At 47.5% G+C, this 25,197-nt stretch carries 23 protein-coding genes, 1 pseudogene and 1 riboswitch; of the genes and pseudogenes, 8 read left to right on the top strand and 16 right to left on the bottom strand.

The window, feature by feature from the left end; genetic code table 11:
* The first annotated feature begins 21 nt into the window (after window positions 1-21).
* The gene (gene ku / locus AN963_RS23215; protein WP_055746916.1) at window positions 22-972 is read left to right on the top strand and encodes a non-homologous end joining protein Ku; all 951 of its coding nucleotides are present in this window, start codon (window positions 22-24) and stop codon (window positions 970-972) included.
* A gap of 48 nt (window positions 973-1,020) precedes the next feature.
* Here ku and AN963_RS23210 read toward each other — a convergent pair whose 3' ends face one another.
* Window positions 1,021-1,905, bottom strand: coding sequence for a cation diffusion facilitator family transporter (locus AN963_RS23210; protein WP_055746915.1), 885 nt, complete (start codon window positions 1,903-1,905; stop codon window positions 1,021-1,023).
* 237 nt (window positions 1,906-2,142) lie between these two features.
* Window positions 2,143-2,254: riboswitch (TPP riboswitch) on the top strand.
* Between the two features lie 157 nt (window positions 2,255-2,411).
* Between AN963_RS23210 and thiC the strand changes: the two genes are divergently transcribed.
* On the top strand, window positions 2,412-4,196 hold the full coding sequence (thiC, locus tag AN963_RS23205; RefSeq protein WP_152985719.1) for a phosphomethylpyrimidine synthase ThiC: 1,785 nt from the start codon (window positions 2,412-2,414) through the stop codon (window positions 4,194-4,196).
* A 27-nt stretch (window positions 4,197-4,223) separates the two neighbouring features.
* Window positions 4,224-4,394, top strand: coding sequence for a hypothetical protein (locus AN963_RS31600; RefSeq protein WP_169791940.1), 171 nt, complete (start codon window positions 4,224-4,226; stop codon window positions 4,392-4,394).
* A 69-nt stretch (window positions 4,395-4,463) separates the two neighbouring features.
* Here the strand turns inward: AN963_RS31600 and AN963_RS23200 are convergent, their stop codons facing one another.
* The 7 genes from AN963_RS23200 to AN963_RS23170 all read right to left on the bottom strand — a co-directional run bounded on the left by AN963_RS23200 (window position 4,464) and on the right by AN963_RS23170 (window position 12,924).
* Window positions 4,464-5,531, bottom strand: a complete 1,068-nt coding sequence (locus tag AN963_RS23200) for a glycosyl hydrolase family 18 protein (RefSeq protein ID WP_236708069.1) — start codon at window positions 5,529-5,531, stop codon at window positions 4,464-4,466.
* Window positions 5,532-5,564: 33 nt separating this feature from the next.
* Complete coding sequence (locus AN963_RS23195; RefSeq protein ID WP_055746914.1) at window positions 5,565-7,331, bottom strand: polysaccharide deacetylase family protein; 1,767 nt, start codon at window positions 7,329-7,331, stop codon at window positions 5,565-5,567.
* A gap of 40 nt (window positions 7,332-7,371) precedes the next feature.
* Window positions 7,372-9,249 (bottom strand): glycosyltransferase, encoded by a 1,878-nt coding sequence (locus AN963_RS23190; protein WP_055746913.1) that lies wholly within the window; start codon window positions 9,247-9,249, stop codon window positions 7,372-7,374.
* Window positions 9,250-9,255: 6 nt separating this feature from the next.
* On the bottom strand, window positions 9,256-10,569 hold the full coding sequence (locus tag AN963_RS23185; RefSeq protein WP_055746912.1) for a nucleotide sugar dehydrogenase: 1,314 nt from the start codon (window positions 10,567-10,569) through the stop codon (window positions 9,256-9,258).
* 25 nt (window positions 10,570-10,594) lie between these two features.
* Window positions 10,595-12,052 (bottom strand): polysaccharide deacetylase family protein, encoded by a 1,458-nt coding sequence (locus tag AN963_RS23180; RefSeq protein ID WP_055746911.1) that lies wholly within the window; start codon window positions 12,050-12,052, stop codon window positions 10,595-10,597.
* A 174-nt stretch (window positions 12,053-12,226) separates the two neighbouring features.
* Window positions 12,227-12,412: a hypothetical protein gene (locus tag AN963_RS32140; RefSeq protein ID WP_055746910.1), complete on the bottom strand. Its 186-nt coding sequence runs from the start codon at window positions 12,410-12,412 to the stop codon at window positions 12,227-12,229.
* 182 nt (window positions 12,413-12,594) lie between these two features.
* The gene (locus AN963_RS23170) at window positions 12,595-12,924 is read right to left on the bottom strand and encodes a DUF1904 family protein (protein WP_055746909.1); all 330 of its coding nucleotides are present in this window, start codon (window positions 12,922-12,924) and stop codon (window positions 12,595-12,597) included.
* Window positions 12,925-13,296: 372 nt separating this feature from the next.
* Here AN963_RS23170 and AN963_RS32135 point away from each other — a divergent pair.
* Window positions 13,297-13,398: pseudogene (locus AN963_RS32135) on the top strand (SDR family NAD(P)-dependent oxidoreductase); the annotation flags it as partial.
* Between the two features lie 45 nt (window positions 13,399-13,443).
* Here AN963_RS32135 and AN963_RS23165 read toward each other — a convergent pair.
* Genes AN963_RS23165 through AN963_RS23145 form a run of 5 tightly spaced genes read right to left on the bottom strand, consistent with a single transcriptional unit; the run spans window position 13,444 to window position 18,776 of the window.
* Window positions 13,444-14,397 carry an ATP-dependent DNA ligase gene (locus AN963_RS23165; protein WP_055747841.1) on the bottom strand — a complete coding sequence of 318 codons (954 nt, stop codon included), beginning with the start codon at window positions 14,395-14,397 and terminating at the stop codon, window positions 13,444-13,446.
* A 13-nt stretch (window positions 14,398-14,410) separates the two neighbouring features.
* Entirely contained in the window at window positions 14,411-15,769 is a 1,359-nt protein-coding gene (locus tag AN963_RS23160; RefSeq protein WP_055746908.1) for a GerAB/ArcD/ProY family transporter, read from the bottom strand.
* A gap of 13 nt (window positions 15,770-15,782) precedes the next feature.
* Window positions 15,783-16,019 (bottom strand): hypothetical protein, encoded by a 237-nt coding sequence (locus AN963_RS23155; RefSeq protein WP_055746907.1) that lies wholly within the window; start codon window positions 16,017-16,019, stop codon window positions 15,783-15,785.
* Window positions 16,012-17,175 (bottom strand): Ger(x)C family spore germination protein, encoded by a 1,164-nt coding sequence (locus AN963_RS23150; protein WP_236708067.1) that lies wholly within the window; start codon window positions 17,173-17,175, stop codon window positions 16,012-16,014. Before AN963_RS23150 ends, AN963_RS23155 begins: the two co-directional genes overlap by 8 nt.
* On the bottom strand, window positions 17,172-18,776 hold the full coding sequence (locus AN963_RS23145; protein WP_055747839.1) for a spore germination protein: 1,605 nt from the start codon (window positions 18,774-18,776) through the stop codon (window positions 17,172-17,174). The genes AN963_RS23150 and AN963_RS23145 overlap by 4 nt, the downstream gene beginning before the upstream one ends.
* A 137-nt stretch (window positions 18,777-18,913) precedes the next feature.
* On the opposite strand from AN963_RS23145, the gene ligD reads away from it, so the two are divergent.
* From ligD to AN963_RS23130, 3 genes are all read left to right on the top strand, one after another.
* Complete coding sequence (gene ligD, locus AN963_RS23140) at window positions 18,914-19,816, top strand: non-homologous end-joining DNA ligase (protein ID WP_152985739.1); 903 nt, start codon at window positions 18,914-18,916, stop codon at window positions 19,814-19,816.
* 73 nt (window positions 19,817-19,889) lie between these two features.
* Window positions 19,890-20,687 (top strand): prolipoprotein diacylglyceryl transferase, encoded by a 798-nt coding sequence (gene lgt, locus AN963_RS23135; protein WP_055746906.1) that lies wholly within the window; start codon window positions 19,890-19,892, stop codon window positions 20,685-20,687.
* A gap of 125 nt (window positions 20,688-20,812) precedes the next feature.
* On the top strand, window positions 20,813-21,052 hold the full coding sequence (locus AN963_RS23130) for a hypothetical protein (RefSeq protein ID WP_055746905.1): 240 nt from the start codon (window positions 20,813-20,815) through the stop codon (window positions 21,050-21,052).
* Window positions 21,053-21,135: 83 nt separating this feature from the next.
* Here AN963_RS23130 and AN963_RS23125 read toward each other — a convergent pair whose 3' ends face one another.
* The 3 genes from AN963_RS23125 to AN963_RS23115 all read right to left on the bottom strand — a co-directional run bounded on the left by AN963_RS23125 (window position 21,136) and on the right by AN963_RS23115 (window position 23,616).
* Window positions 21,136-22,155, bottom strand: a complete 1,020-nt coding sequence (locus tag AN963_RS23125; RefSeq protein ID WP_055746904.1) for an inorganic phosphate transporter — start codon at window positions 22,153-22,155, stop codon at window positions 21,136-21,138.
* On the bottom strand, window positions 22,148-22,765 hold the full coding sequence (locus AN963_RS23120) for a DUF47 domain-containing protein (protein ID WP_055746903.1): 618 nt from the start codon (window positions 22,763-22,765) through the stop codon (window positions 22,148-22,150). Before AN963_RS23120 ends, AN963_RS23125 begins: the two co-directional genes overlap by 8 nt.
* Window positions 22,766-22,971: 206 nt before the next feature.
* Entirely contained in the window at window positions 22,972-23,616 is a 645-nt protein-coding gene (locus AN963_RS23115; protein WP_055746902.1) for a GGDEF domain-containing protein, read from the bottom strand.
* Between the two features lie 299 nt (window positions 23,617-23,915).
* Between AN963_RS23115 and AN963_RS23110 the strand changes: the two genes are divergently transcribed.
* Window positions 23,916-25,169 carry an MDR family MFS transporter gene (locus AN963_RS23110; protein ID WP_055746901.1) on the top strand — a complete coding sequence of 418 codons (1,254 nt, stop codon included), beginning with the start codon at window positions 23,916-23,918 and terminating at the stop codon, window positions 25,167-25,169.
* Window positions 25,170-25,197 lie beyond the last annotated feature (28 nt).

Raw genomic sequence — 25,197 nt, 5'->3', positions numbered from 1 at the left:
GGCGCAGACTGGAGGAATGTCATGCATACAGTGTGGAAAGGCTCCATCAGCTTTGGACTCGTGAATATCCCTGTCAAAATGTTCACCGCTACGGAAGAACGCGACATCCGTTTTCGCCAATTGCACAAAGAATGTCACACACCCATCAAATACACCAAGATGTGTCCCCACTGCCAACGCGAGCTTGAGGCTAGCGAGATCGTTCGTGGTTATGAATACGAAAAAGGGCATTTTGTCATCATCGAAGACTCTGATCTGGAGGCAATCACACCAGATACACGGAGAGCCATCGAAATTCTCGATTTCGTGGATCTGAAAGACATCGACCCCATCTACTTTGACAAAAGCTACTTTCTCTCCCCCCAAGAAACAGGCGATAAGGCGTATTCTCTGCTGCGTGCTGCTATGGAGGAGACCGGCAAAATCGCCGTGGCACAGGTAACGATGCGCAATCGTCAAAGTCTGGCCGTTGTGCGCTTGTACGACCATTGCATCATGCTGGAAACCATTTTCTATCCTGACGAAGTCCGACCGGTGAATCAAGTCCCTGCCCTTCCTGATTCGAACGTTACACTGGCGGAAAATGAGCTGAAGATGGCGACGGAACTCATCAACAACATGACCATTCCGTTTGATCCGAGCAAATATACAGATGAATACCGTTCAGAGCTTCAAGCCATGATCGAAAAAAAGCTGGAGGGTCAAGAAATTGCCACCTCTCCCGCCGTACCGCGTACGAATGTCATCGATCTCATGCAAGCACTCAAGGAAAGCCTCGAAGCGACTGGTGGCAACGGCGCTGTCCCCGTCAAGATCGAGTCAGAGCCAACTCCAGAGCCTGCTAAGAAAAAGCCAGCCCGTAAACAGGCTACCTCATCTGCCAAAGAAGCAGCGCCTGTCCAACAGGCAGCAGGCGCCTCTACTCCTGGGGCCACCACAAAAACATTGCGCCGAAAGAAAACCACCGTGTGAAATCCATACAATCAACAAAAAACCTGTCCGCACTAAGACAGGTTTTTGTCATATTTTTGGTGCCCATTTGTGAATGGGTTCAATGTGGATGTGGACTGTGTTGATTTTGTGGACTTTTCTCATACGGTCTTCGATCTTTTCCGTAATCGTGTGGCTCTCCACTACGTTCAGGTCTGGATTTACATGAACGACGACATCCACAAGCACGCTGCTGCCGAGATATCGCGCTTTAATATCACTGATCTCTTCCACACCGGGAATTGCCGAGATCGTGCCACGCAGCTGTTCGAGTAAGTCTTGATCGAAGCCATCGGTCAATCGATGCGTTGATTCGCGGAAGATGCTCCACGCCGTCTTCAGGATGATGAGGCCGACAACAAAAGCCGCCAATGGGTCGAGCCAATCCAAGTGAAATTGTGCGCCTGCTACCCCCACAAACGTACCAATGCTCACCAGTGCGTCTGAGCGATTGTCTACGGCTGCTGCCATCAGCGCCTGACTGTTCGTTCTCTGTGCCAGCGCCCGGTTGTAACGATACACAAAGAACATGATGACGGACGTAAAAAGTGCCGTCCAACCTGCCAGCATATTCGGCGCCGTATGGTTGGGATCAAAAAGAGCCGGGATAGCATCTGTGACAACCTGAATCCCAACAAACAACATAATAAAAGAAGCTACGAGTGCGGAAATGGTCTCTGCTCGAAAATGACCGTAAGGATGGTCTTGATCAGGTGGTTTGCGGGAGATACGCAAGCCAACCAAGACCGCAACGGAGGCCACAACGTCTGTGGAGTTATTCAAACCGTCCGCCATCAAGGCTTCGGATCCTGCCAAAATCGCAATCGTAATTTTTAAAGCCGAACAAAAAATGTAGGCGAATATGCTCACCCACGCTCCACGTTCCCCTTGTTTTAAATTGGAATACACATCCATACATCATCACCTCTACAATCTCGGTTGTCTCCATAGGGGACAGGACTGAAAAAGATACGTGCTCTATTTCCGAACTTCATCGTATCAGACCCATTTCGTGTGGGTCTACAGAAACAGTTTTAGAACGATTCATGACTATAGGGGAAAGGAAACTATGTTGCGTGAGCGCAATCCTTCTTCCCAAACTTTTACTTGAAAATGGAATTGGATGCCTGTATGCTAATCATGCAATCCAAAATAAAACAGCACGGGAGCTTGGGAGAAACCAGGCTGAGAGGATGGCTACCTTGCCATCGACCGTTGAACCTGAACTGGGTAATGCCAGCGGAGGAATTGTCATATACGACACGATCAGATACCACGTATCTATAGGATACCCGTATCTTTTCTTCTCTCGCGTCTGGCGTCGCATGCTCCCATGCGGCGCTTTTTCGTGGCGCGGGGATTCTTTCGCCTCCCACCGCAAGGTTCACGCAACGTGCAACCATGACCAAGGAGGTTTTATTATGTCCACATCATCCAGTAACTCCCCGTTTTCCTTGACCCCAGTCGAATCTTTTCCTGGAAGCCGAAAAGTCTACACGATCGGCAGCAGCCCAGACATCCGTGTTCCCATGAGAGAAATTTCGCTACATCCTTCCGAAGGACTGACGGGCACTGTCCCTAATCCCCCTCTCCGCGTCTACGACACCAGTGGAGAGTACACATTCGAGGGCTACATGCCCGACATTCAGCGCGGGCTGCCTCTTTTGCGTTCCCAATGGATTGCGGCTCGTCAGGATACGGAAGCATACGAAGGACGACCGGTTCAGCCACGGGACAACGGAGGGAGAAAAGAAAACCCTCAGAATCCGGTTCCTACCTTTCCTCGAGAAGGACACCAGCCCCTACGATCCAAACAAGGGCTGGCTGTCACTCAGCTCTCCTATGCGAGACGAGGAATGGTGACACCTGAAATGGAGTTCGTCGCGCTCCGAGAAGGTGTCGATCCCGAGTTCGTGCGAGAAGAGATCGCCCGCGGCCGAGCGATCATTCCTGTCAACATCAATCACCCTGAGAGCGAGCCCATGATCATTGGCCGTCACTTCCATGTCAAGGTGAATGCAAATATCGGCACGTCCGCTGTAACCTCTTCGATTGGGGAGGAAGTGGAAAAAATGATGTGGTCCGTACGCTGGGGGGCTGATACCATTATGGATCTGTCCACAGGTTCGCACATTCACACTACCCGTGAATGGATCATCCGAAACAGCCCAGTCCCCATCGGTACTGTCCCCATCTACCAAGCGTTGGAGAAAGTAAACGGCAAAGCAGAGGACTTGACTTGGGAGATCTATCGCGACACGCTGATTGAGCAAGCGGAGCAAGGCGTGGACTACTTCACCATTCATGCTGGTGTCCTGTTACGATACATCCCACTGACCGCCAAAAGGGTCACAGGGATCGTCTCTCGAGGTGGCTCCATCCACGCTGCTTGGTGCCTCGCTCATCATGAGGAAAATTTCCTGTACACACATTTTGAAGAGATTTGTGAAATTCTAAAAGCGTATGACATCTCCGTGTCTTTAGGGGATGGTCTAAGGCCCGGTTCCATCGCGGATGCAAACGACGAAGCACAATTTGCTGAACTGGAGACGCTGGGCGAGTTGACGAAAATCGCTTGGAAACACGATGTCCAAGTCATGATAGAGGGACCCGGCCACGTCCCGATGCACCAGATCAAGGAGAACATGGAGAAGCAGCTTACCATCTGCCACGAGGCACCTTTCTATACACTAGGTCCGCTGACGACAGATATTGCACCTGGTTATGACCACATCACTTCAGCTATCGGTGCCGCCATGATCGGATGGTTTGGAACAGCCATGCTCTGCTACGTGACTCCGAAAGAGCATCTCGGCTTACCGAACAAGGAAGACGTGCGTAACGGTTTGATCGCCTATAAGATAGCCGCGCACGCCGCTGATCTGGCAAAGGGCCACCCTCGTGCCAAGGAACGGGACGATGCTTTGTCCAAAGCGCGATTTGAATTCCGTTGGGTCGATCAATTTAACTTGTCACTTGATCCAGAACGCGCACGGGAGTACCACGATGAGACGTTGCCTGCAGAAGGGGCCAAATCCGCTCATTTCTGCTCCATGTGCGGACCCAAATTTTGCAGCATGAAAATTACACAGGACATTCGGGCGTATGCACACGAAAAGCAAGTGAGTGCAGATACCGCACGGGAGGAAGGCATGAAGGAAAAGGCAGAGGAGTTTCGCCAACAAGGAAGCCGCCTTTATACGTAGTATTAGGAACGAAGGAGGGAACTGCACATGGATGAAGCCATCCGATTGCGGGAAGAAATCAGGCGACTTCAGGAATCCATCCAGGAGCATCATCATCAGCTCCTCAGTTTGCAGCAAAGCTGTGCACACCAATTTCAAGAGTCTACGCTCGCTCGAACCTGCGTGAAGTGTCTGTTTACCGAAAGTCTATATTATTGAACAGAAATGATGGACGATCAAAAAGACCGAAGAGCAGTCCTCTTCGGTCTGGTTTTATCCATACGATTATCACTTGTTCATGAAGCGGACGCTTTCTCTACCCAAATCTCCCAGCCGCCACAAGGCGATGTTGTGAAACCCTTCGACGGAAATGACATTTGCCCACGTCTGCAACGTCGTCCCATCTGCATACCAAACCGTATGCTTTTGATTTTTTTCATCTACATACTGAAAGTGTATGCTGCCACTCGCATTATCCCGTCTGGGCATTTCCAGGCTGGACTTCGCGAGCTCAGCGGCCTGCTCTTCCGTAACGGCTGTAACATCACCGGATTCGGACCAATCAAATCCGCCAGCTGAGAGGGCGATTACCTTCTCTCCCGGTACTTTTTTCATTCGGTTCGCAAGCTCGGTAATAAAGGACCGATCTGCCTTTGGTCCTGGACCGGTCTGTGTGCCAAACAAATTGTACGCCATCATGACATAAACGGGTCCTTTAGGTAACGAGAGACTCTCGAATGGCGTGCGCGGCTCAAGCACAATGCGAAGCGTTTTATCCTGCTCCTGGAGTCGCTGATACAACTCCTCGATAAATGCGAGCACGTTGTTCCAATCTTTTTCATGTATGCGCTCGTAATCAATTTCCACACCATGGAACTGATACGTAGATACGGCCTCCATGATTTGATCGACGTGCTTGGTGCGGCTCTCTTTTGTAGCCATCAATCTCGTGACAATGGTCGGGTCTTTTTGAATATCGGAGCCGTCTTTTCGTATCTGATCGTTGACGATAGTCAAATCCACGTGAACCAAGCTGCTTTTCCGGGATATCTCCTGTACTTTCGGCAACCCTTTTTTGAAAGCTTCGGTAAAGAACAGGTTATCTGACTCATCGAAATACGCCGCAAACATTTGGACACTCGTCAATCCATTCGTCATTCCCTGCAAATCCTCGGAGCCAGCCTTCCACTGCCAGTCGACCACCCATGCTGTTTTCTTCAATGGCTGCTCCGCCGCTGCTACGGTTTTCATCGAATCGGGAGCACTTCTGTCATTCCCGCATCCCGTTAGGCATGCACCAGAAACGCTCAGGCAAACGGTCAGGACTACCACATGTTTTCTCATCTGCTTCTTCATTGTCACCTACCTCGTATCCCCTTTTCTTCCTGATCAGAACGTTTCGATGACCCAGTCTATCGTGGCAGAGATCGCTTTTTTGATAAAGTTGACAACTTTTTCAAAGCCCGTGTAAGAATTTCGGTAGAGTACGTTTTCTTGAGCAGAGGATTTGTTTGCTACGGCAATCACGTTTACATCGGTAAACACAGCATCATAAATGTCATCCTTCTTGTTTTGCTTGCTGTATTCAGATTCCAGTGCCACACCGCCCTTGTCAAGGGTGCCATCAATTCTCTTCTTGTCGATCATCATCTGCTCGTCCACAGACACAGTCAGTTGATCCCCTCGGACGACGATATCCATCTGTCGTGAATTTTGAATGTTGATCGGATAGCCTTCCTCTTCCTTTGGTGCCCCTGCCTCAGTCTGGGCTTTACTGTAGACCGCCGCCTTGTCGTAGGCCAGATCCTCAGGCTGCCACTGGACCTCACTTAATTTCGTGGTGGACAACTCAGTGATGGCACTGCCTGCCTTTTTCTGCTCAATCGTCAATTCATTGTCGTGCAAGGTCAATCGCACGAAAGAATCTTTTTGGCGATCATAGCGCAGGTAAATGGATTGCTTACCGACGACATTCCCTTCCAGTTTCGCAGACACCTTTACATCCTGGCTTTTTTCACTATCTCGTAAGTACAGCATGCCGTTTTCCCCTGGAGGGGAGGTCAGCACGATTTTGTTTTCCTTGAACTCTTCCGCGCCACTCAAACGGTCCCACTGTTCCGCGTGCTGTTCGTCGCCTTGCACGAATTTCATCTTCTGTTGAGTATCTTTTTGAATTTTCATCAGCAGATGGTTCGTGTACCAATACGGAGCAGGCTGGACCCTCGACAGGTCGTACAGACTATCCTGGCTGGAATTGAACGCATTTCCTTCCCGATTGAAATGCATCGCAAACATTTGACGGATGTTGGCATCATTCACATTGGAAACGAGTCGATTCATCCCTTGGTAGAGCGTATTGGCATGCATGATCATATAAACGTTCGGTACGAACCCTAGTGAGTTGGTGTAAATTTGATTCATCTCTTTGTAGTCATGAGTGATTCGAGCTTCCATCTGCGCCCTGTCTTCCACAGGGATCATGTTGTGATCACGGATGAAATCCATCAAATAATGATTGTAATACTCCACATGATTTTTCGTGGGCAGCTCATTTTCGTCCTTCACTCCAATAAAGCGCCCATCTTGATCGAAAATATTGATGTATGTGAGTCGATAGCCGTTCGTTCCCATTTCCCAGAAGCCATTTTCCTGCATGCGCAGCAGGTCCTTAGGCTGTAGGAATTTATTGTCACTGTTGCCCATTTTATTGGCGTACGTCAATGCGGTTGCCTTGTAATTGTACTTTTCCAAGAGCGGTTGGGCAAACAAATGGGAGTCGTTGCGTCCATCCTCAAAGGCCAGGAACAAAGCCTTTTCTGGAAGAGGCTTTTGTTTTTTATAAAAATCAAGAATGTCCTGCTGTGAGATCGTCACATACCCTTGCTGTTGTAGCGCCTGCAGCTGTTCGTCTAAGTGTTCCTTTGCAATCAGCTTAGGTGTACCGGAGCGACCCACCCCAAAATAAGAAAGAGCAATGAAGCCTTTTTCATTCTGCCATTGAGACAGGTCTGCTTCTTCGTACCGCTTCGTATCAAATACGGCTAGATACAGTAAAATGCCCACGAACAACAAGATCGCAAATTGCCCTACGGCACGAATCTTTTTTCTGCGATTTTTCTTTTGATAATCCAGAGCGGAATCGCGTTTTTCCTTCATCATATCTGCCACCCTCACTCATGAACTCTACTGGTGTCCTTTAAAAAGGCAACCCGAACCCCTTTTTGTTCTTTTGTTTGCGGGCTTCTTTTTTCTTCCTTGCCTCAATATCTTGCGGAGTTTCCCTCGTTCCCCATGTGGATTTCCAGAAAGTCACCCATGCGACTGGCATCTGCCATAGCAAAACGAACTCATAGAACACGCAAAAAACCATACCGAAAACCCAAAGCCTACTCTTGCGATACAACAAGTGAGCCAGACTCATGAGCGACGCCATCAGGAACAACCCCATCAGGAATGTGCCAGGAAACACGTGATGGACGAGCGGTACGTACCCGAGGTTGTACAAAACGATAACGGGTGCTGCAATCGGGACTATGAGTCCAATATAAAAGAACAGCGCCATGAATGGTTCCTTTTTCCAAATGAAGGTACTGGCTCGCAGCGATTCTCGCAGCCATGATCGCTTCCAGCGCATCTGCTGCTTGAGGAACACTCCCATGTTTGAAGGCACGATGGTAGAGCATATCGCCGAGTCTTGATAAGATGTCCGATGCGTTTTCAATATGAAGTTGGTCATGCTTCGGTCATCACCAAATGTAGCCGGCTGTCCGAGAAATTTTTGTGTGAGCCAAGCCTCGGAATGTTTGATCACCAGATCTTTTCGGTAACATGACAGCGGCCCTGACAGACAAGTGACACTGTCAAACCATGCTTCGGCCGCCTTCATAATACGAAAAGCGATATAATAACGAACCGTTTGCAATTTCGTGATGGAGTTCGTAAACTTATTCTCCACGTCCGTCCGTCCTGCTACGCCGCCCATTTTGGGATCTTGAAACGGTTGAACCAGATGTCTGATAGCGGTCGGCTCCAGAAAGCTGTCAGAGTCTACGAACACGACTAAGTCATGCATGGCCATTTCCACACCTTTCACGAGAGCGACCCGCTTCCCTCCATTTTCGGGAAGCACAAACATCCGTACCCGTTCTTTGGTCATGAAACGCTCCGCTTCATTATGAATCATCTGGATGACTTTCTCGATCTGTTCCACTGATTTGTCCGTTGAACGGTCATCTACCACGATGACTTCCAGTTTGTCGATCGGGTAGTTTTGATTCACACAGCTCAGAATCGTCCGGTGAATCCATTCCTCTTCATTGAAGCAGGGGATAATGATGGACACGCCTGGTGTATAGTCTGGATTGATCGGAACATCCCGATAGAGCGCACCGAAAAAATAGCGCGTCAGCAAAAAAGCTGCAGCAATGAGACTATACAGGTACAAGAGGATATTGTACTTGAAGTAAATAATGCTTTCTGCCCGCATGAGTATGATAAATATGGCCGCTACAAGCAGCATCGCGCTCGATGTGTAAATGGCATAGCCCCATCTCTTTTTTTGGAAGTACTCCGTAAGAGGTTTGGCGAATTCAAAGGCTACCATCAGCTTCTCCTGACCATCCTGCTCCTCGCGAAACGTCCTGACTACCGTTCCATCCATTTTTACCGTAGATTCAAATCCTTCCGGCATCGTACCCGGTGGGATGTCGCAATGAAGGTAGACCTTTTTCCCTACGAATATGCGATCTGTCGAGGCTGGGCCAAGCTCCACCAATATTCCCGTGGAAGAAATGTCGACTGCTCGTCCCTTCAGCGCATTTTTTCTCTGTTGCTTGCGGGGATAGATTAAAACATCAAAATTGGCCATGTATCTCAAGCTGAGCATCCGAATCTTGTCCAAGTATTCCGGGTCAGCCTCATTGGTATCCGACACGTGACCTCTGCGATCCACTTGGGTACGTAGCCTTTCCGGATCAGGTACGTTTGATAAAAGGCGTCGATCTGCTCGGGAGACAGTCAGTACTTCTTCCACTTTCTGCTTTTTCTTTTTAAAAAACACTGTCGCTCTCCCCATTCCATCTTACAAGCTCCAGTAATGGTATCCTTTGTTCTCGAAATCGGCTTTGTCGTAGATGCCTTTGACGTCGATCATAATTTTCGTCTTTTCGCTGCCGTACATGACCTCAAAATCTTCGACGCTCATCTGTGCAAAGGATGCATGTGGAACCGCTACGACTACCACGTCCAAATCTTTGAGCGCCTCCTGCGAAGAGAGCTCGATTTGGTATTCCTCGAACGCTTGTCGAGAATCAACCAAGGGATCCACAATGAGAGGAACCATTCCATATTCGTGTAGTTCGTGAATGATATCCGTTACTTTTGTATTGCGAATGTCGGTGCAATTTTCCTTGTAAGCCAAGCCAAGGATTCCGATCTTGACGTTCTTGACGTCCAGCTTTAAACGCACGACTGACTTAATGATTTGCTCCGCGATGTATTTCCCCATTCCATCATTGATGTGACGTCCCGCAAGGATGATTTTCGAACGGTATCCACTATCCTCTGCCTTGTACGTCAAGTAGTAAGGATCGATTCCGATGCAATGTCCACCTACTAGACCAGGCGTGAATTTAAGAAAATTCCATTTCGTGCTGGCTGCTTGCAGCACTGCCTTGGTGTTGATCCCCATCTGGTGAAACAGCATCGCGAGTTCGTTCATAAATGCAATATTGATATCACGTTGAGCATTTTCAATGACTTTGGCTGCTTCTGCTACTTTGATACTCTCCGCTCGGTAGACGCCCGCTTCCACTGCCAGACCGTAGACCCGAGCTACCGTCTCTAACGTTTCGTCATCGATCCCGGAAACGATCTTGATAATCGTTTCAAACCGGTGTACCTGATCCCCCGGATTGATGCGCTCCGGCGAATATCCTACCTTGAAATCCGTTCCGCATCGCAGTCCGGACTCGCTTTCCAGAATCGGGATGCACACTTCCTCGGTCACACCGGGATAGACCGTCGATTCAAAAACGACTACGGAGCCTTTTGGCATCTGCTTGGCCACAGTTCGGGTCGCAGCCTGTACATAATGGAGATCTGGCACATTACCGCTTTTGATAGGGGTCGGAACAGCAATAATGAAAAACCGCGCTTCCTTCAATCTCGTCTCATCGTTCGTAAAGTCGATCGTGCACGCACGTAGACGTTCTTCCTCGATGCTTCCATCCACACATATTCCGTTGAGGTAGTCTTCCACCTTTTGGCGATTCACATCAAAGCCGATGACTGAGGCCTTTTTCGACAAGGCGACAGCTACAGGCAAACCCACATACCCCAGTCCGATGACCGCGATTTTTTCTTGCTGATCTACAATCGCTTCATATAGATTCATGTTGTTCTTCCTCTCTATTTGTCGATTATGGACCAAACATTTCTGTCATCTTCACAAAGGTGTAGCCTCTGCTTCTTAGCTTTTCTATGACAATTGGCAACGCCTCTACCGTGTGCGTATCGTCCAGCATATGCAGGAGAATGACGCTCCCACTGTGTGTCTGCTCCAGGATGGCATTTACAATCTCGTCAGCCGTCTTGCTTTTGATATAGTCTGACGGATCTACATCAAAATTCGTAATGCTATGGTAGCCAGTCGCACCGATCGCCTTTAGCGTGCTTTCATCAAATACCCCAGTCGGAGGGCGGAAATACATCGTAGGCTTTTGCTGGATCGCTTCAGTGATAATCTGGTGAGCTTTGACGATTTCTTCTTGCAGCTGTATCTGGGTGATTTTTGTAACAACCGGGTGCGAATACGTGTGGTTCGCCACGTCATGTCCAGCTTCTGCGATCGCCCTTGCTAGATTCGGGTTCTTTTCCACACCGTCCGCTCTCAAAAAGAACGATGCCTTGACGCTATACTTGTCGAGGGTGTCCAATATTCGCGTGATCGTATAGTCCGTACCCCAATCGTCAAAGGACAAGGCAATTTGTTTTTTCCCCGTCTCTTCTTTCATGACGTAGTGATAGGTCGCCTGACTGTCATTTGCATGGATGACAGCCGCGTCATAGCCATCGATTTCTTGAAGTGGTTTTCTCTCTTTCCCTCCTGCAATCAGGTCATGCAAGGGGACGAATTGATAGCCTACATCGGCAGCAGCCTTTGCAAGGAGAGAAACATTTTCAACGAGCTGCTTACTCTCTTCGGTGTCTATTGTAATGACGCCGCCTCGATTGATATATTTTCGTACATAATGTATTTTTTGTGCGTCTGTTTCGTTTTCCCAGTTATGCAGAAAGAGGCTATAGGAAATGACGGCATCTTGTCCGTTTTGGGCTGCCGCCAGTCGGATATCGTCGGAGTAGGTGCCTGCTTTTGTTCGGACGTAACGTGGAACTATTCCCGTTTCCTTTTGAATAACATCCTTACTCAGTTTGATTTCCGAATAGATCTGATCGTAACTGAGCTTGGTCAGATCGAGCTGATTCAACGTGTTGTTCTCGATTTCGTGCCCGCGGGAGGCGATTTCTTTTGCCAAATTTGGTTCCTCTGCTACTCTCATCCCGGGTAAAAAGAAAGTAGCCTTTAGATGATACTTGTCCAATTCATCCAAAAGCTTCTTCATCGTCTCGCTGTCTGCCATCCCGTTAAAGGTAAGAGACAGCTCTCGTTTGGTTGTGGACACGAAGGGGATGGCCTTGCTTTTTTCTCCGGTATAGCGGATGACTTTTTGCGTAGTTTTGGATTCTTGTGTACGGTACCCAACTATTTGTTCCTCGCCACGAAGAGGGACACAGCCTGTCAACAAGAAAAGCACCATGACCACTGGGATCATTTTAAAGAAGAAGTGGTTACTTCTTTTTTCTATACCTGTCTGCATCTTTCTACCCCTTATTACACGACATTCATACATCGATTCATTTACATATACAGTCTTTAATACTACTCCCAATAGAAAGCAAAGAGCTAGTGACAATTCCATACAGTTAGATAGGCCAAAACTGCTATTCTTTTATCAAGTCCGCCATTTTTACAAAGGTAAAGCCTTTGCGCTTTAAGCTCTCAATCGCGTCATCGTCGCTTCATCCCCCATCCCGTTGAAGGTAAAGGTCAGTTCTTTTTTTGCCGTGTATACAAAGGGGATGACCTTGCTCTTTTCACCAGAATAGCGGGGAATGGTTTGAATCGTATTTTGATTCCGATTGTTTTCGACCGCCCAGTAATTACATCCCACTAGCAATGAATTTGCCTACAATAGTATGAGCCAAGGTACGAACCGAGGCTTTGTTGCAATACGTGTCAGTGTCATCACGTTTTTTCTCCTTACCATGCATTTGATTACGTAAACATTTGCCTATTGCTACATCTGTCCCAAAACAAAAAAGGTCGGTTCCTACTGAAAGGAATTCGACCTTTTTTGACTTAGCGCATAGATTTTGTCTGCAATGGCAATCCCTCTTTATAATAGAGAGAAGGGGAAAGCAAGATAAAAAAGATATGGGTATTCTCAAAGCCATGTGGTTTAAGAATCTCATGAATCATACGGGCGATCGCATCGTGCTTTTCTTGTTCGCGCTCAAACATCATAATTTCTACGGAGAGCGGACTATTTGTGATTTGTTCGACAAGCAGCAGTTCAATTTTCACTTTTTCCTTTGCTACCTCTGCTATGCGAGCAAATTCATCAATGATTACGGGAGAAGCATTTTGTAACCATTCTTTTTCAAAGCCTTTAAATCGAAGAAACGGCAAGACAATTCCTTCTTTCCCTAGACGTGACCGAAATCATGCCTATAAAATAATTACTAAAGCAATTATAATCATCAAGATAATTGTAGATCAATTAAAAATGTATTAATGAAAGTGAAATAAATAAGGAAGGGCTATATCAGAGAATACATTCCGGCTTGAAGGTGTGGTGGACGTACCACTAAAGCGGAAGTTACTCAACCAGATATAGCCCATTTTTCTAGCGCATGAAGATGGCTCACTCTCGAGAATGACCTAAGTAAATGATTAGAGTAAGTATAACCCGAATAACAATACTTAATCAAATAAAATGTTTCTTATAATTCCCATTCTTCTCATCTCTCCACTACTCACTCCATCTTTAGCAGATCAAACGAACAAATCGCAGACTCGGTTTATCTGCTTTCTTTGCCGGAAGCAAGCGCGATCAATGGTAGCGTCGTAATGGCCGATGAAGAATATGCATCCTTTAAGTAATTGAGTAATTAGTAAAGCCCAGTGCACGACTCGCATTGGGCTTCTTTATTCCCTTTTCTCTTGTGGTTCAAGCGTGCATTGTTCTGCAGGAATGTCTACAAATCCTTGGATGCTCGGCTGTCGCAAGGAATGTCCCTCTTTCCATTCCGCATAGACAATTTTGACCGTAAGCTCAGGCTTTAGCCACCAGGTATCTACCGTTCGCGGGGGCAAATTCGCAAAGGGCTTGTGCTCTGTGACGAGTGGTTTTACTCGTTCCGTCAGGTTCCGCCAATCCGCTTGCGTCAAACGTCCGGTCCCTGCATGTCCGATATACCATAGATGTTCGTGCTTATCAAAGAGTCCGAGGAGGAGTGAATTTACTATATTATTTCTTATGGTAACCCCACCGACCACAGCAATAATATCCCGATAAAATTTTTTCTTCCTCCATCGCTGATCTTTTCCGTTTATCAAGTAACTACTAGTAAGGTCTTTAATTAATACCCCTTCCATTCCCTGGGTTTGAATGACTTGGTACAAGGCTTCAGCGTTATTAAAATTCTCAACGAGTTGAACGTGGTTATTAGGAGTGATTATCGAGTTAAGTATTTGCTGCCGTTCCTTTAGCGGGTAAGAAGTTATCCATTGACCATTCAAATAGAGAACGTCAAAGATCATGTAGGTGATGGGAACTGCTTTTTGAATCTGCGGAACTTTTTCCAACCGTCGCAGACCATCTCTCCGCATCACTTCGTAAAAAGAGGGCTTGCCATCTGATCCGAGAGCAATCACTTCACCATCTAAAATAACCGAGTGGGCATTACAGTAAGAGGAGAGATCAGTAACCTCCGGAAAATGGAAAGTACGTTCATTTAATCTCCTGTTAAAGAGTTGGACCTCACGACTATCATAGTAAGTTAGAACTCGAACACCATCCCACTTGACTTGTGCGGCCCATTCGTCGCCACGAGGAAGAATGTCACAGCTTATCGGTTCCATCGGAATGATCGGCTTCATCATTACCCTCCCCCTATTGCCGGAACGCCCCTGGTCCCGTGGATTTCGCGATCTTTTGCTTGCCATGGTTCAATGCTTGCATCTCCAAATAGCTCGCCACCAGCGCCAGAAAAAAACAAAAGATGAAACCTATCGACGCTAATCCCCCCCACCATGGTGATTTATCCACAAACATGTCGCTGATAACGACCGTAAGCACACAACCGAGCAGCGATAAATAGCCAGTCCTCACAGCGCTTTTATAAAAGCGATATAATTTGGTTCCTTCTGGAATTCCGACATTGGTGTCGCGTTTTCCTCTGATTCGTGCCATCACGAACAAGAACACAAGCAACGGTACTTGAATCACCAATACGATGACCGGCAAGCTGTAACTGATAAATTGATCGATATCCGCCACATTCGGAAAGGCCAACATGGATGTCACCACCATGAACCAACCGCACGGGGCATTAAAGGCATTGTAATGCTGCTGCCCGCCAAATGATCCTATGCCAACCAAAAATGCCAAATATGCCACGATCACCTTTATGGTGAAAGCCGGGAACCACAAGCTGAATACGATCATCTCCACCCTGTCCAGAAAATCGGTCACATGAATTTGCTGCACAAGAATATAAACAGGAAAATTCAACCGACTGGCAATGGTATAACCCATGACCCCGAGAAGGATGAGCAGGATCATCGTGGCGGAAAAGCCGACAATGAGGACCCCATGCTTCATTGCCGCAAAAAACAGGCGAGGTTGCGCGACTGCATGCAGGAAAGCTCCGAATAACAAAATGTCTCCATATAAACCTAAAGGCAGGAGATTACTAACTGCGATCCTCCCCAAACTGTTGCTCAAGATGGGTTCCAAACGTTCGAGACTGTACTCGTTGACCAACAAGAAATAAAGCAGTAAGTTACACAAAAAATAAGCGGGAAAATATATTTCATTTACCCGAGCCGCTACTTCCAGGCTAGTCCGCCCGTAGTACATCATCAGCAGAACAAAGACGAGCAAAATGATTTCCAATGGCGTATGTGGCAGCAGTGATATGTGGAGAAAATCGGATGCTCCTTTTATATCGAGTGCCAAGATGATCCAGATATAAAACAGAATGACCAGGTTGAGGGCTCCACCCACCCACTTCCCACAGACGATAAACAAGATTTCAAAGAGGTTTTTTCCAGGGAAGACGCGGGTTAATTCCGCAAGCACATACGCCACCAAGATGGCATAACCGACAGGTATCACTTGAGAAAACCATGCGTCCATTCTTGCCAACTGGACCACCGACCTAAGAAAGCTGATCATCATGCCCGTCATCAGGACGCTTCCGACCAGCCATGCAATTTGCCGATGATTGATGACTTGCTTGTGAATCATGATTCGTCCTCCTCTACAGCATCTGATCAATCCATATTTTCACACGGGGCGAGAGATAATTGAGCAGGTAACCGGTCGGCACCATCTGATTGTACTGAAACTGCAGAGCGATCATGAATACGACCGTAAGCACGTAAAGGATGGAAATCACTCTCTTTTGTTTCCCTTCCATTTTTTTGCTGCTGATAATGAACTCGATCAGGGAGATGATCAACATCAGTCCAAACGAGAATAAGAACAATCTATTCATCGTGCTCTTCCTTCGTTATATTCTTCGTTGTCTGACCGATGCTAGCTACGTTCACTTTGGAACGAATCTGGAAAGTTAGATCCGGAAGCACCTCGTTCCAGTTGTTCCGATACGTTTCCCGCCATTCGCGAGGATAATGGCGCGCCAGCATGATTCCCAAGCCAATCGGATCGGAGCGTTTTTTTTGCATCAGATCTAACGTCTTTTTTATGCTGCTGTTGATTTCTTGGGAAAGCTTGTTTTGCAGCAAGACCATATTCTTTTCCTCTTCCAAGTCCAGGTTTGTCATGTTCTCGATGACAACAGCCGTAACGTATGCGGTAATCTCGAATTGAATTTGGCCATTCCGAATAACAGGCTTGAGATCTGTTTTCCCTTTCGTGAACTCAAAGGTGAGCCGCTCCTTGTTGTTTAGCGGCAAGGCGATAGAAAACGGAATAAACGTACGTTGAAACCACCGCAGCCCACTGATCTGTTCGACTTTCGAGACCGCAACAATCTTGTCTTTTCGAAACATAGCAATCCCCGTGAATTGTATTTCTTTCGATTTTCCTTTGGGGTGAGAATCCACAGCTGAAAGAACCGGAAGAAAGGCATCCACACCCGGTGTGTTCAACATTTGGGAAACGTCCTTGAGCGAAACCGGGATCGCTTCCATCTTGATTAGTTCTCGCATGGCTTCACCAGAAAACCGCTCAAATTGCGGTTGTACCGTTAATAGATCGATCGCTTTGCCTTTGCTCATGACGAGATAAGCCGTCAATCGATTTTCTGGAAAACGGGCAACGATGTCCAATGCATCACTCAAGCCTTCCTCGGCCAATCGTTCACCAATAACGATCATCCGATGGTGCGAGTAATAAATACTGCGAGACATCCTCGACTGAATGACACTATTGGCATCTCTGATTGTTTTGCCTACAGCGGAATCCACGTAGAAACTCTTGTTACCACTCGTTCCTCCTCCACCGCCTGACTGAGCGCCCAGGCTGCTTACCAATGGAACCTGTACTGATAGGCGATACATCCCATCCGGTTCCTTGTCCATGCCCATAGCGATGACGATCGCCATGTCATTCACTTCACGACGATCCCAGCAACCTGATATCGCAAGCATACAGAGCAGCAACACGAAAAATCGGGCAACATGGCTCACGCTTTTCCCTCCTCGTTCGAATTGCTGTTGCCTGATGTCCCCGCCTGCCCTCCTTTTTGCTGGACTTCGTTAGCAAAGCCATCGTCCATTCTCCTTGCATTTTCCACGCCCAAAAAGCTCGGGCGCTTTTCCATCATGGACCAGGGAACCCTTATGAAAATGTCTTTTAAATCTCCAATCGACATCGGCGCGATTGGTGAGAGATACGGTACGCCAAAGGAACGAAGGTTTGCCATATGACCCAGCATGACCAGGACCCCGACCAGGATCCCGTAGATCCCGAGTATCGAAGCGGCTATCATCAATGGAAAGCGTAGGATCCTGATCGAGATGGAAGCGTTGAAATGAGGGATGGTAAATGAGGCAATCCCTGTAAGAGAAACGACAATAACCATCGGCGCAGAGACGATCCCTGCCTGTACGGCTGCCTGGCCAACAACCAGCGCTCCCAGAATACTGACAGCTTGGCCCACGGTCTTGGGCAGGCGGATCCCTGCTTCCCGCAACGCTTCAAAGGAGATTTCCATTATCAGTGCCTCCACAATGGCCGGAAAAGGAATCGACTCACGGGCAGCGGCAACGCTAAGCAATAGAGTCGTTGGCAGCATCTGTTGATGAAACGTGGTAATCGCCACATAGAAGGCAGGGGTAACCAGCGCGAGTACCAAGAACAGAAAGCGCAACAATCGGACCAGGGTCGTCATTATGGAACGTTCGAAATAGTCTTCACTCGCTTGCATCATCATCCAGAAGGTTGCAGGGACGATCAACACCATTGGAGTTCCGTCCACGAAAATGGCTACGCGCCCCTCAAGCAAAGCCCCAGCTATCGTGTCCGGACGCTCGGAATACATCACCTGTGGGAAAGGGGAGTACGCATTGTCCTGGATCAACTCTTCGATATAGCCGCTTTCCAATACGGCATCCATATCGATATTGCTGATTCGCTGGGACACTTCTTTCACGACTTGGGGATCCGCAATTCCCTCCAAGAAGGAAACCACAATGTTGGTGTTTGTCTCTCGTCCAACCACTAATGACTTCATTTTCAGTCGTGGCGTTTTCAGCTTTCGGCGCAGCATCGATGTATTTGTGCGGATGTTTTCGATAAAGCCTTCGCGGGGGCCGCGGACAACGGCCTCGCCCTCCGGTTCGTTTACCGAGCGTTTTTCCGCCCCGCGGATTCCCAGGGTGAGTCCCTCTTCGTTTCCTTCCACGAGTATGCCCGTATCGCCGGATAGGACAGCCTGCAATAGCTTTTTGTAATCATCGACTCGAGCTATTTGCGAGACGGGCAAAAGGGCTTCCTCGATCACTTCGATATCTTCGTCGCCATCTTCCAAGATCATTAACGACTTTAACGCCTGATTTACTTCTTTGGTATCAATCAATCCATCCACAAAAACCGCGATGGCCCGGACACTGTTTTTCATTTGAAACTCTCGTAGAACAAAATCAGAGCAATCGGAAAACAGCCGCTTTAAAAAAACAACATTCTCATCAAGCCGCGGTAAGAGGGGGATGCCCTCCAATTCCATCAGACTGCAGGTGTCAATCGTCTCGATCAAATCTTTTGGCTTGTTTCTATTAGGGAACTTCATCTCTTCACCAACCACTGGTAAGATAACCGTATTATGGATAAAATCCTCCGAAAGTATGCAGGGAGCCATTTCCTCGCATAAGGAACTGGCGGGTGGAGAAAGTAGGGGCAAAGTATGTCTGGGAAGAAGGTGTCCGTTTGCCTGCAGCAACCAAAGAGTACGAACTTACTCTAGAAGGCCACACCATGACCATCACCAATCCATACAAACCGTTATGGCCCGAAGCAAATGTGACCAAGCTTGACTACATCCGGTATTTATTGCTGGTATCTTCTCCTCTTCTCACCTATGCGAAGGACAGGCTGTTGACGGTCATACGCTATCCACACGGGATCCATGACAAGCATTTTTATCAAAAGAACGCTCCCGAGTATTCCCCACTCTGGATTCAGACCAGTCTCTGGGAGAATACCCGTTACGTACTGTGCAACGATCAAGCAACTCTCATCTGGATGGCCAACAAAGCAGCATTGGAATGGCACGTTTCTTTTCATCTCGCACAGGATGAGATTCCTACCGAGCTCGTATTTGATTTAGATCCTTCGACAGATGACTTCTCTGTCGTCATCGAAACAGCCATGCTCTTAAAAGAACTGCTGGATGAGCTGCATTTGCCCTCCACAGTAAAAACCTCAGGAGCGAGCGGGCTGCAAATCTACGTTCCTATCGAGCTTGGCTACTCGTTTGAACAAACGCGGGAAGTGGGACAGTTTGTCGCTTCCTATCTGGTGAATAAACATCCAAAGTTGATCACGATTGAAAGATTGATCAAAAATCGGGGAACGAAATTGTACATCGACTTCTTGCAGCATTGGCGAGGCAAAACGTTACCTGCACCGTATTCTACACGTGCCAGAGAGCATGCTACCGTTTCCACACCCTTATCGTGGAACGAGGTACCCCATATTCATCCGACTCATTTTACCGTGCATAGCGTGCCGGATCGACTGCAAGCGCAGGGAGATCTCTTTGCTGCAGTGAGCTCCCCTTCCCACCGAGCATCACTGGATGCCATTCTTTCGTTTTTGCAGAGGAAGTAATCGTGACTTTTGAATCCTTGCTTCAGTTTATGCTATACTGTCCTGAGACGTTTAGAGGCAAGGAGGAAGATTCATGATTGATCCGATCGCAATTGCACTCGGGCCCTTAAAGATCCACTGGTACGGCATTATTATGGGACTCGCATTTTTCCTAGGCACTTATCTCGCCCGGTACAACTCCAAACGTTCAGGTATTGACGCTGATCACGTCCTGAACATGGTCGTATTGATCATACCGGCCGCCATTATTTGTGCCCGCCTCTACTATGTGATCTTCGAATGGGATCAATATAAGAACAACCTGATGGACATTTTCGCTGTTTGGAAGGGCGGTCTCGCCATTCACGGAGGTCTGATCGGCGGTGTTTTGGCTGGGGCTTGGTATATTCGCAAACACAACCTGCCGTTCCTGAAGCTGGCTGACTTGATGATTCCGAGCGTCATTTTGGGTCAAGCCATTGGCCGTTGGGGGAACTTTATTAACCAGGAAGCACATGGAGGCCCCGCCACTGCAGAGTTTATGGCGAAGTTTCCGGCATTTATCCGCGACCAAATGTACATCGGCGGTCAGTACTATCACCCAACCTTTTTGTATGAATCGCTATGGAACCTAGTGGTATTCGCGATCTTGATGCTCATGCTGTACCGTTTCAAGAAATTCGATGGACAAATCTTGTTCAGCTACATGATCCTCTACTCTATCGGACGCTTCTTCATTGAAGGAATGCGCACGGACAGCCTGCTGATTGCCGATACCTTGCGTGTTGCTCAGCTGGTCAGTCTAAGCTTGATCGCCTTCGGCCTCATCCTGATGCTCATCTTTGCTCGCAGAAGCAAGCAATCGGGTCATTCCCACAACTCCATGGAGTAACAATTTGCATCAATGGAAGTACCCTTTCTACTGGAAGGGTGCTTTTTTTGTGTTGCTTGTCTGAATTGTCACAAAGCTGGATATCATGAGAAGAAGAGAAGGAAAACGAAAAAGGAGAATGTGCAATGGATGAGGAAATTTTGGAGGAATTTCTGGATCGCTCGGTTCGCATTCACTTTGCCCCGGGTATGATTGGTCCCGGGCTAGCTCCTCATGTGGAAGGCAAACTGTACGACTACAGCCCAACCGGGATTTTGTTGGAAGAAGCAGATGGTTCGTTGGATTACATCCCTTTATCATCTATTCGACTCGTACAAATCAAGCCAAAACCAGGTCTGTGGGAACGTTTGACAGGCTCTGCGTAAGGTTCATAAAAAAGGCACCTTCCACCGGCTTGTCCGATGTCAGGTGCCTTTTTTATGTAACCAAAACCGGTCTTGTACCGTTCTTACAGAAATACATCAAAAACGACATAACAGGCTGCTGCGAGCAAAGCCGTAACAGGAAGGGTAATCACCCACGTTACCAGAATACGGCCAGCCAATCCCCATTTGACAGCGTTCAGCTTCGTGGATGCGCCTACCCCCAAGATCGAGGAAGTAATGACGTGTGTAGTACTTACAGGCAGCTTGAGCGCTGTAAAGATGGTAATGATCAAGGCAGAGGACAGGTCAGCCGAGAAACCGCTGATTGGCTTGATTTTCATAATCTTGCCACCCATCGTCTTAATGATGCGCCATCCCCCTACGGAAGTACCAAGCGCCATCGCAATTGCGGCTGACAGCTTTACCCAAAGTGGGATCGTGAACTCTCCTGGAGCTTGATGCAAAAACCCTCCAGAAAGCAGAGCGAGAGTGATTACCCCCATTGTTTTCTGCGCATCGTTTGCACCATGGCTAAAGGACTGCCAGGAAGCTGACAGAACTTGCAGGACACGGAAGCTACGATTCGTACGATGATAGGCGGTATTCGCTACGAGTTTTGAAACGATCTTGATGACGATAAAACCGATCACAAAAGCAACGATAGGTGAAATAATCAGTGCTTTAACAATATCGAGGAAGCCTTCCATATTGATTGCACCAAATCCTGCAGCACCTACCGCAGCACCGGCTACACCGCCGATAATTGCATGAGAGGAAGAACTCGGAATCCCAAACCACCACGTGATCAGATTCCACAGAATGGCGGCGGTAAGTGCTGCAAGAACAACAACTAATCCGTTTTCCAACTTGAATGGATCGGTAATTTTACCACCAATCGTCTTTGCTACCCCCGTGTAAGTGAGGGCACCAAGCAGGTTGAATACAGAAGCAATAATGATGGCTGTACGCGGACTCAACGCTCTTGTGGATACGGATGTAGCAATCGCGTTGGCGGTGTCGTGAAAGCCGTTGATAAAGTCAAAACTTAACGCCATGATGACGACGAGTACGAGAATTATCACCTCTGGCGAAAGATCAGGCATTCTTTAACACGATCCCTTCTACCAGATTGGATACGTCTTCTGCAAAATCCGCACAGTCTTCAAGCTTGTCGTAAATCTCTTTCAGCTTGATGGCTTCGATCGGATTCGCATTCGGGGCGTTCAGGAGGTCGGAAACCATTTTACGGTAGTTGGAATCGGACTCATGTTCCAAATCCTTGATTTCACGTGCGATTTTCGTAACGACTTGATGGTCCAGCTTGCGAAGGGTACGGATCAGTTCGATCAGCTTCGCTGAGCATTTTACGAGAATGTTGGCTTGTGCGAGGACGCGTGGATCAGGCTGTTGAACCTGATAGAGATACATGCGATCTGCCACACCATCGATGTAATCGATCATCGAGTCCATCGTATGAGCCAACTGATGAATATCTTCGCGCTCAAGCGGAGTGATAAAAGTGGAGTTCAATTCGTTCATGATGCGACGAACGATTTCATCCCCTTCTTTTTCTACAGCTTTGATTGCCTTGACTTTCGCCTCTAGATCTTGATAGTTCCCTATCATCTCATAGAAGAGATGAGTTCCTTTGTGGACAGTGGCAATTTGCTGTTCGAACAGATCGAAGAAGATATACTTGTTTGATTTCAACATACGTTCCCTAGTCACTCCTTTGGAAAAATCACACCTAGACGATTATATCGAACATTATTGTTAACGTAAATTTAAAAACAAGGGAAAGTGTATGTATTTTTCTTTAAAATATTATTAAGTTTTTGTAAATCACCTTTACATTTCCCAAAAGAAAACACTCGTAGCCGATTCGGTACGAATGTTAGTTTTGCCATAGGCTCCCCAGTTTAATTCGTTGCAGCCAACATACAGTCTTTTTTCTTCTTGGCCTCGTACATTAATGTATCGGCTTTTTCAGTCAGTTGCATAGCATCTGCAGCATGGAGAGGAAATGATGCCACACCTATGCTAACCGTAACACCAGCAAGCTCTTCTCGGACTTGCTTCTGGATCCGCTCACCGATTGCTAGCCCCTTTTTCGTATCGGTGTGAGGAAGCAGGACGACAAATTCTTCACCCCCCCATCTTCCAACAGCGTCTTGCCTACGCACGCAGGCTTGCAAGACCGTCGCAAAATGACACAAGAGTCTGTCCCCTTCCAAATGCCCATGCTGGTCATTGTATTTTTTGAAATTATCCAAATCAATAAACAATAAGGTCACTGGGTATTTAGATCTACGCGCCATTTCTACCTCATGATTCATTCTACTAACAAAGCGACGATTGACCAGAACTCCTGTAAGCGAATCATGGTAGGCCATGTGCTGCAATGAATGGACGTATTTTCCAACGCAATAGCCAACTGCTAACTGAACAGCTGCAGCCCAGAATACCCATCCTACATCATTTTGCTCTGTGGGCAGCCCAAATGCTACCATCCATACACCAATCATCAAGCAGGATGCTCCCAAGCCAATCCAGCGTGAATCCAAAGAAATCCCCCTCCGGTCAATGTAAACAACACCGCGCTTCCTAGTGATACATAAGACCTATTTTTATTATGCAAAATTAGGACTTCATTCGTAATCATAGGAATATTTTACCTATGTTTTTTCTCGAATTCAAGATAAATTCACTGACTCAAAGACCCATTTTTTCGCAATTTTCATACATTTTCGTTCTCGAATCACAAAAAACTTACTATTCACATTTATCCCAACCCTCTTTCTTTTCTTATGACGCTCCATTATACTTACAAAAATATCCTTTATCGATAAGGAGGATTAACTGAATGGTTTGGCTGCAACACCTCCTATCCCGCTATGACAGAGCGATCTGGATTCGCGTCATCGGGACAATCCTAACAACGTTTGCTGGCTTCATGCTCCGACCATTCCTCGCCTTTTATCTGTATGACAGAATGGATGGCAATCTTTTGCTTGCCGCAATGGTGACAAGTTTGCAACCACTAACTAGTATCATTTCTGGCTATTTTGCGGGGAGCATATCCGATCGATACGGCCGAAAGCCGTTGATGGTTGCCGCCCTTTTGATCGAGTCCATATCCATGGCAGGCTACATCTGGGCAGAATCCCTCTACGCTTTTGCCTTTCTGACCATTCTCAATGGAGTAGGTGCGTCCCTGTTCTGGCCAGCTGCCAGCGCTCAAGTAACCGACATCGTGCCTGAGGAGAAAAGAAGCGAAGTATTTGCTTTGCTCCATACCGCCCTAAACGTTGGAGCTGCAGCAGGCCCATTAATCGGGGTTGCGCTCTACAAGATCAATCCGGGAATTGCATTTGGAATCTGTGCACTCGCTCTCTTTATTTACTGTTTGCTGATCTTGTGGCAAGTGCCTGAGACATTGCCACTGGAAAAGCGGAATCATGCGAGGAGCAAGGATGGTGGGAACCCTGCACCTCGGATCAAGCTTGCCGAGCACAAAACCTTGATCTGGATGACCTTGGCCGCCATCCCCGTATCCTTGCTGTATTCGCAGGTCGAAATCATCCTGCCGCAGCACTTGCGGACTAAATACGATGACTTCCTCACGATCTTCGCTACCTTAATGACCATTAACGGGATTCTCGTCGTCTGTTGCCAAATCGCTATTGCCAAATTCGCCGAGCGTTTTCCTGCTCACCGTGTCATCTTGATCGCGTACCTATTCCTCGCCTGTGTCGGTTTCGGTTATGGGTGGGCACCAGGCTTGCTGGTCCTTATTATCGCGGAAACCGTCTTTACGATTGGTGAAATGCTGTACGGCCCTCAAATCCAAAAAGCAATCTCTGTCATGGCTCCAGAAGAGTTCCGAGGACGTTATTTTGCTGTTTTCGGCGCCAACTGGGGCATTACCGGAACAATCGGACCGTCCGTAGGAGCAGTCGCTTTTCGCGGCATAGGCGGCGCTTTTTGGTTCTCTGTATTAGGCTTGATACTGATCATCGGTGGACTTTTTCAATACCGTTTTGTCAAAAAAGCGATGCTCCGTCAAGAACCTTCTTCTTCCTCGACAGAACAACAGGCAGTTTCTCCTTCTGTATAATTGATAAATTGCACAAAAAAGCCTAATG

Origin of the sequence: Brevibacillus choshinensis, from assembly GCF_001420695.1 — a bacterium.
Classification (GTDB): Bacteria; Bacillota; Bacilli; order Brevibacillales; family Brevibacillaceae; genus Brevibacillus; species Brevibacillus choshinensis.
The sequence above is the reverse complement of the archived record's forward strand: the minus strand, read 5'-3'. Positions and strand labels throughout refer to the sequence as shown.

Coding starts and splice junctions, on each gene's coding strand:
- ku (WP_055746916.1), top strand. CDS start 22: ATGCATACAGTGTGGAAAGGCTCCATCAGCTTTGGACTCGTGAATATC.
- AN963_RS23210 (WP_055746915.1), bottom strand. CDS start 1,905: ATGGATGTGTATTCCAATTTAAAACAAGGGGAACGTGGAGCGTGGGTG.
- thiC (WP_152985719.1), top strand. CDS start 2,412: ATGTCCACATCATCCAGTAACTCCCCGTTTTCCTTGACCCCAGTCGAA.
- AN963_RS31600 (WP_169791940.1), top strand. CDS start 4,224: ATGGATGAAGCCATCCGATTGCGGGAAGAAATCAGGCGACTTCAGGAA.
- AN963_RS23200 (WP_236708069.1), bottom strand. CDS start 5,531: ATGAAGAAGCAGATGAGAAAACATGTGGTAGTCCTGACCGTTTGCCTG.
- AN963_RS23195 (WP_055746914.1), bottom strand. CDS start 7,331: ATGAAGGAAAAACGCGATTCCGCTCTGGATTATCAAAAGAAAAATCGC.
- AN963_RS23190 (WP_055746913.1), bottom strand. CDS start 9,249: ATGGGGAGAGCGACAGTGTTTTTTAAAAAGAAAAAGCAGAAAGTGGAA.
- AN963_RS23185 (WP_055746912.1), bottom strand. CDS start 10,569: ATGAATCTATATGAAGCGATTGTAGATCAGCAAGAAAAAATCGCGGTC.
- AN963_RS23180 (WP_055746911.1), bottom strand. CDS start 12,052: ATGCAGACAGGTATAGAAAAAAGAAGTAACCACTTCTTCTTTAAAATG.
- AN963_RS23165 (WP_055747841.1), bottom strand. CDS start 14,397: ATGAAGCCGATCATTCCGATGGAACCGATAAGCTGTGACATTCTTCCT.
- AN963_RS23160 (WP_055746908.1), bottom strand. CDS start 15,769: ATGATTCACAAGCAAGTCATCAATCATCGGCAAATTGCATGGCTGGTC.
- AN963_RS23155 (WP_055746907.1), bottom strand. CDS start 16,019: ATGAATAGATTGTTCTTATTCTCGTTTGGACTGATGTTGATCATCTCC.
- AN963_RS23145 (WP_055747839.1), bottom strand. CDS start 18,776: ATGAAGTTCCCTAATAGAAACAAGCCAAAAGATTTGATCGAGACGATT.
- lgt (WP_055746906.1), top strand. CDS start 19,890: ATGATTGATCCGATCGCAATTGCACTCGGGCCCTTAAAGATCCACTGG.
- AN963_RS23130 (WP_055746905.1), top strand. CDS start 20,813: ATGGATGAGGAAATTTTGGAGGAATTTCTGGATCGCTCGGTTCGCATT.
- AN963_RS23125 (WP_055746904.1), bottom strand. CDS start 22,155: ATGCCTGATCTTTCGCCAGAGGTGATAATTCTCGTACTCGTCGTCATC.
- AN963_RS23120 (WP_055746903.1), bottom strand. CDS start 22,765: ATGTTGAAATCAAACAAGTATATCTTCTTCGATCTGTTCGAACAGCAA.
- AN963_RS23110 (WP_055746901.1), top strand. CDS start 23,916: ATGGTTTGGCTGCAACACCTCCTATCCCGCTATGACAGAGCGATCTGG.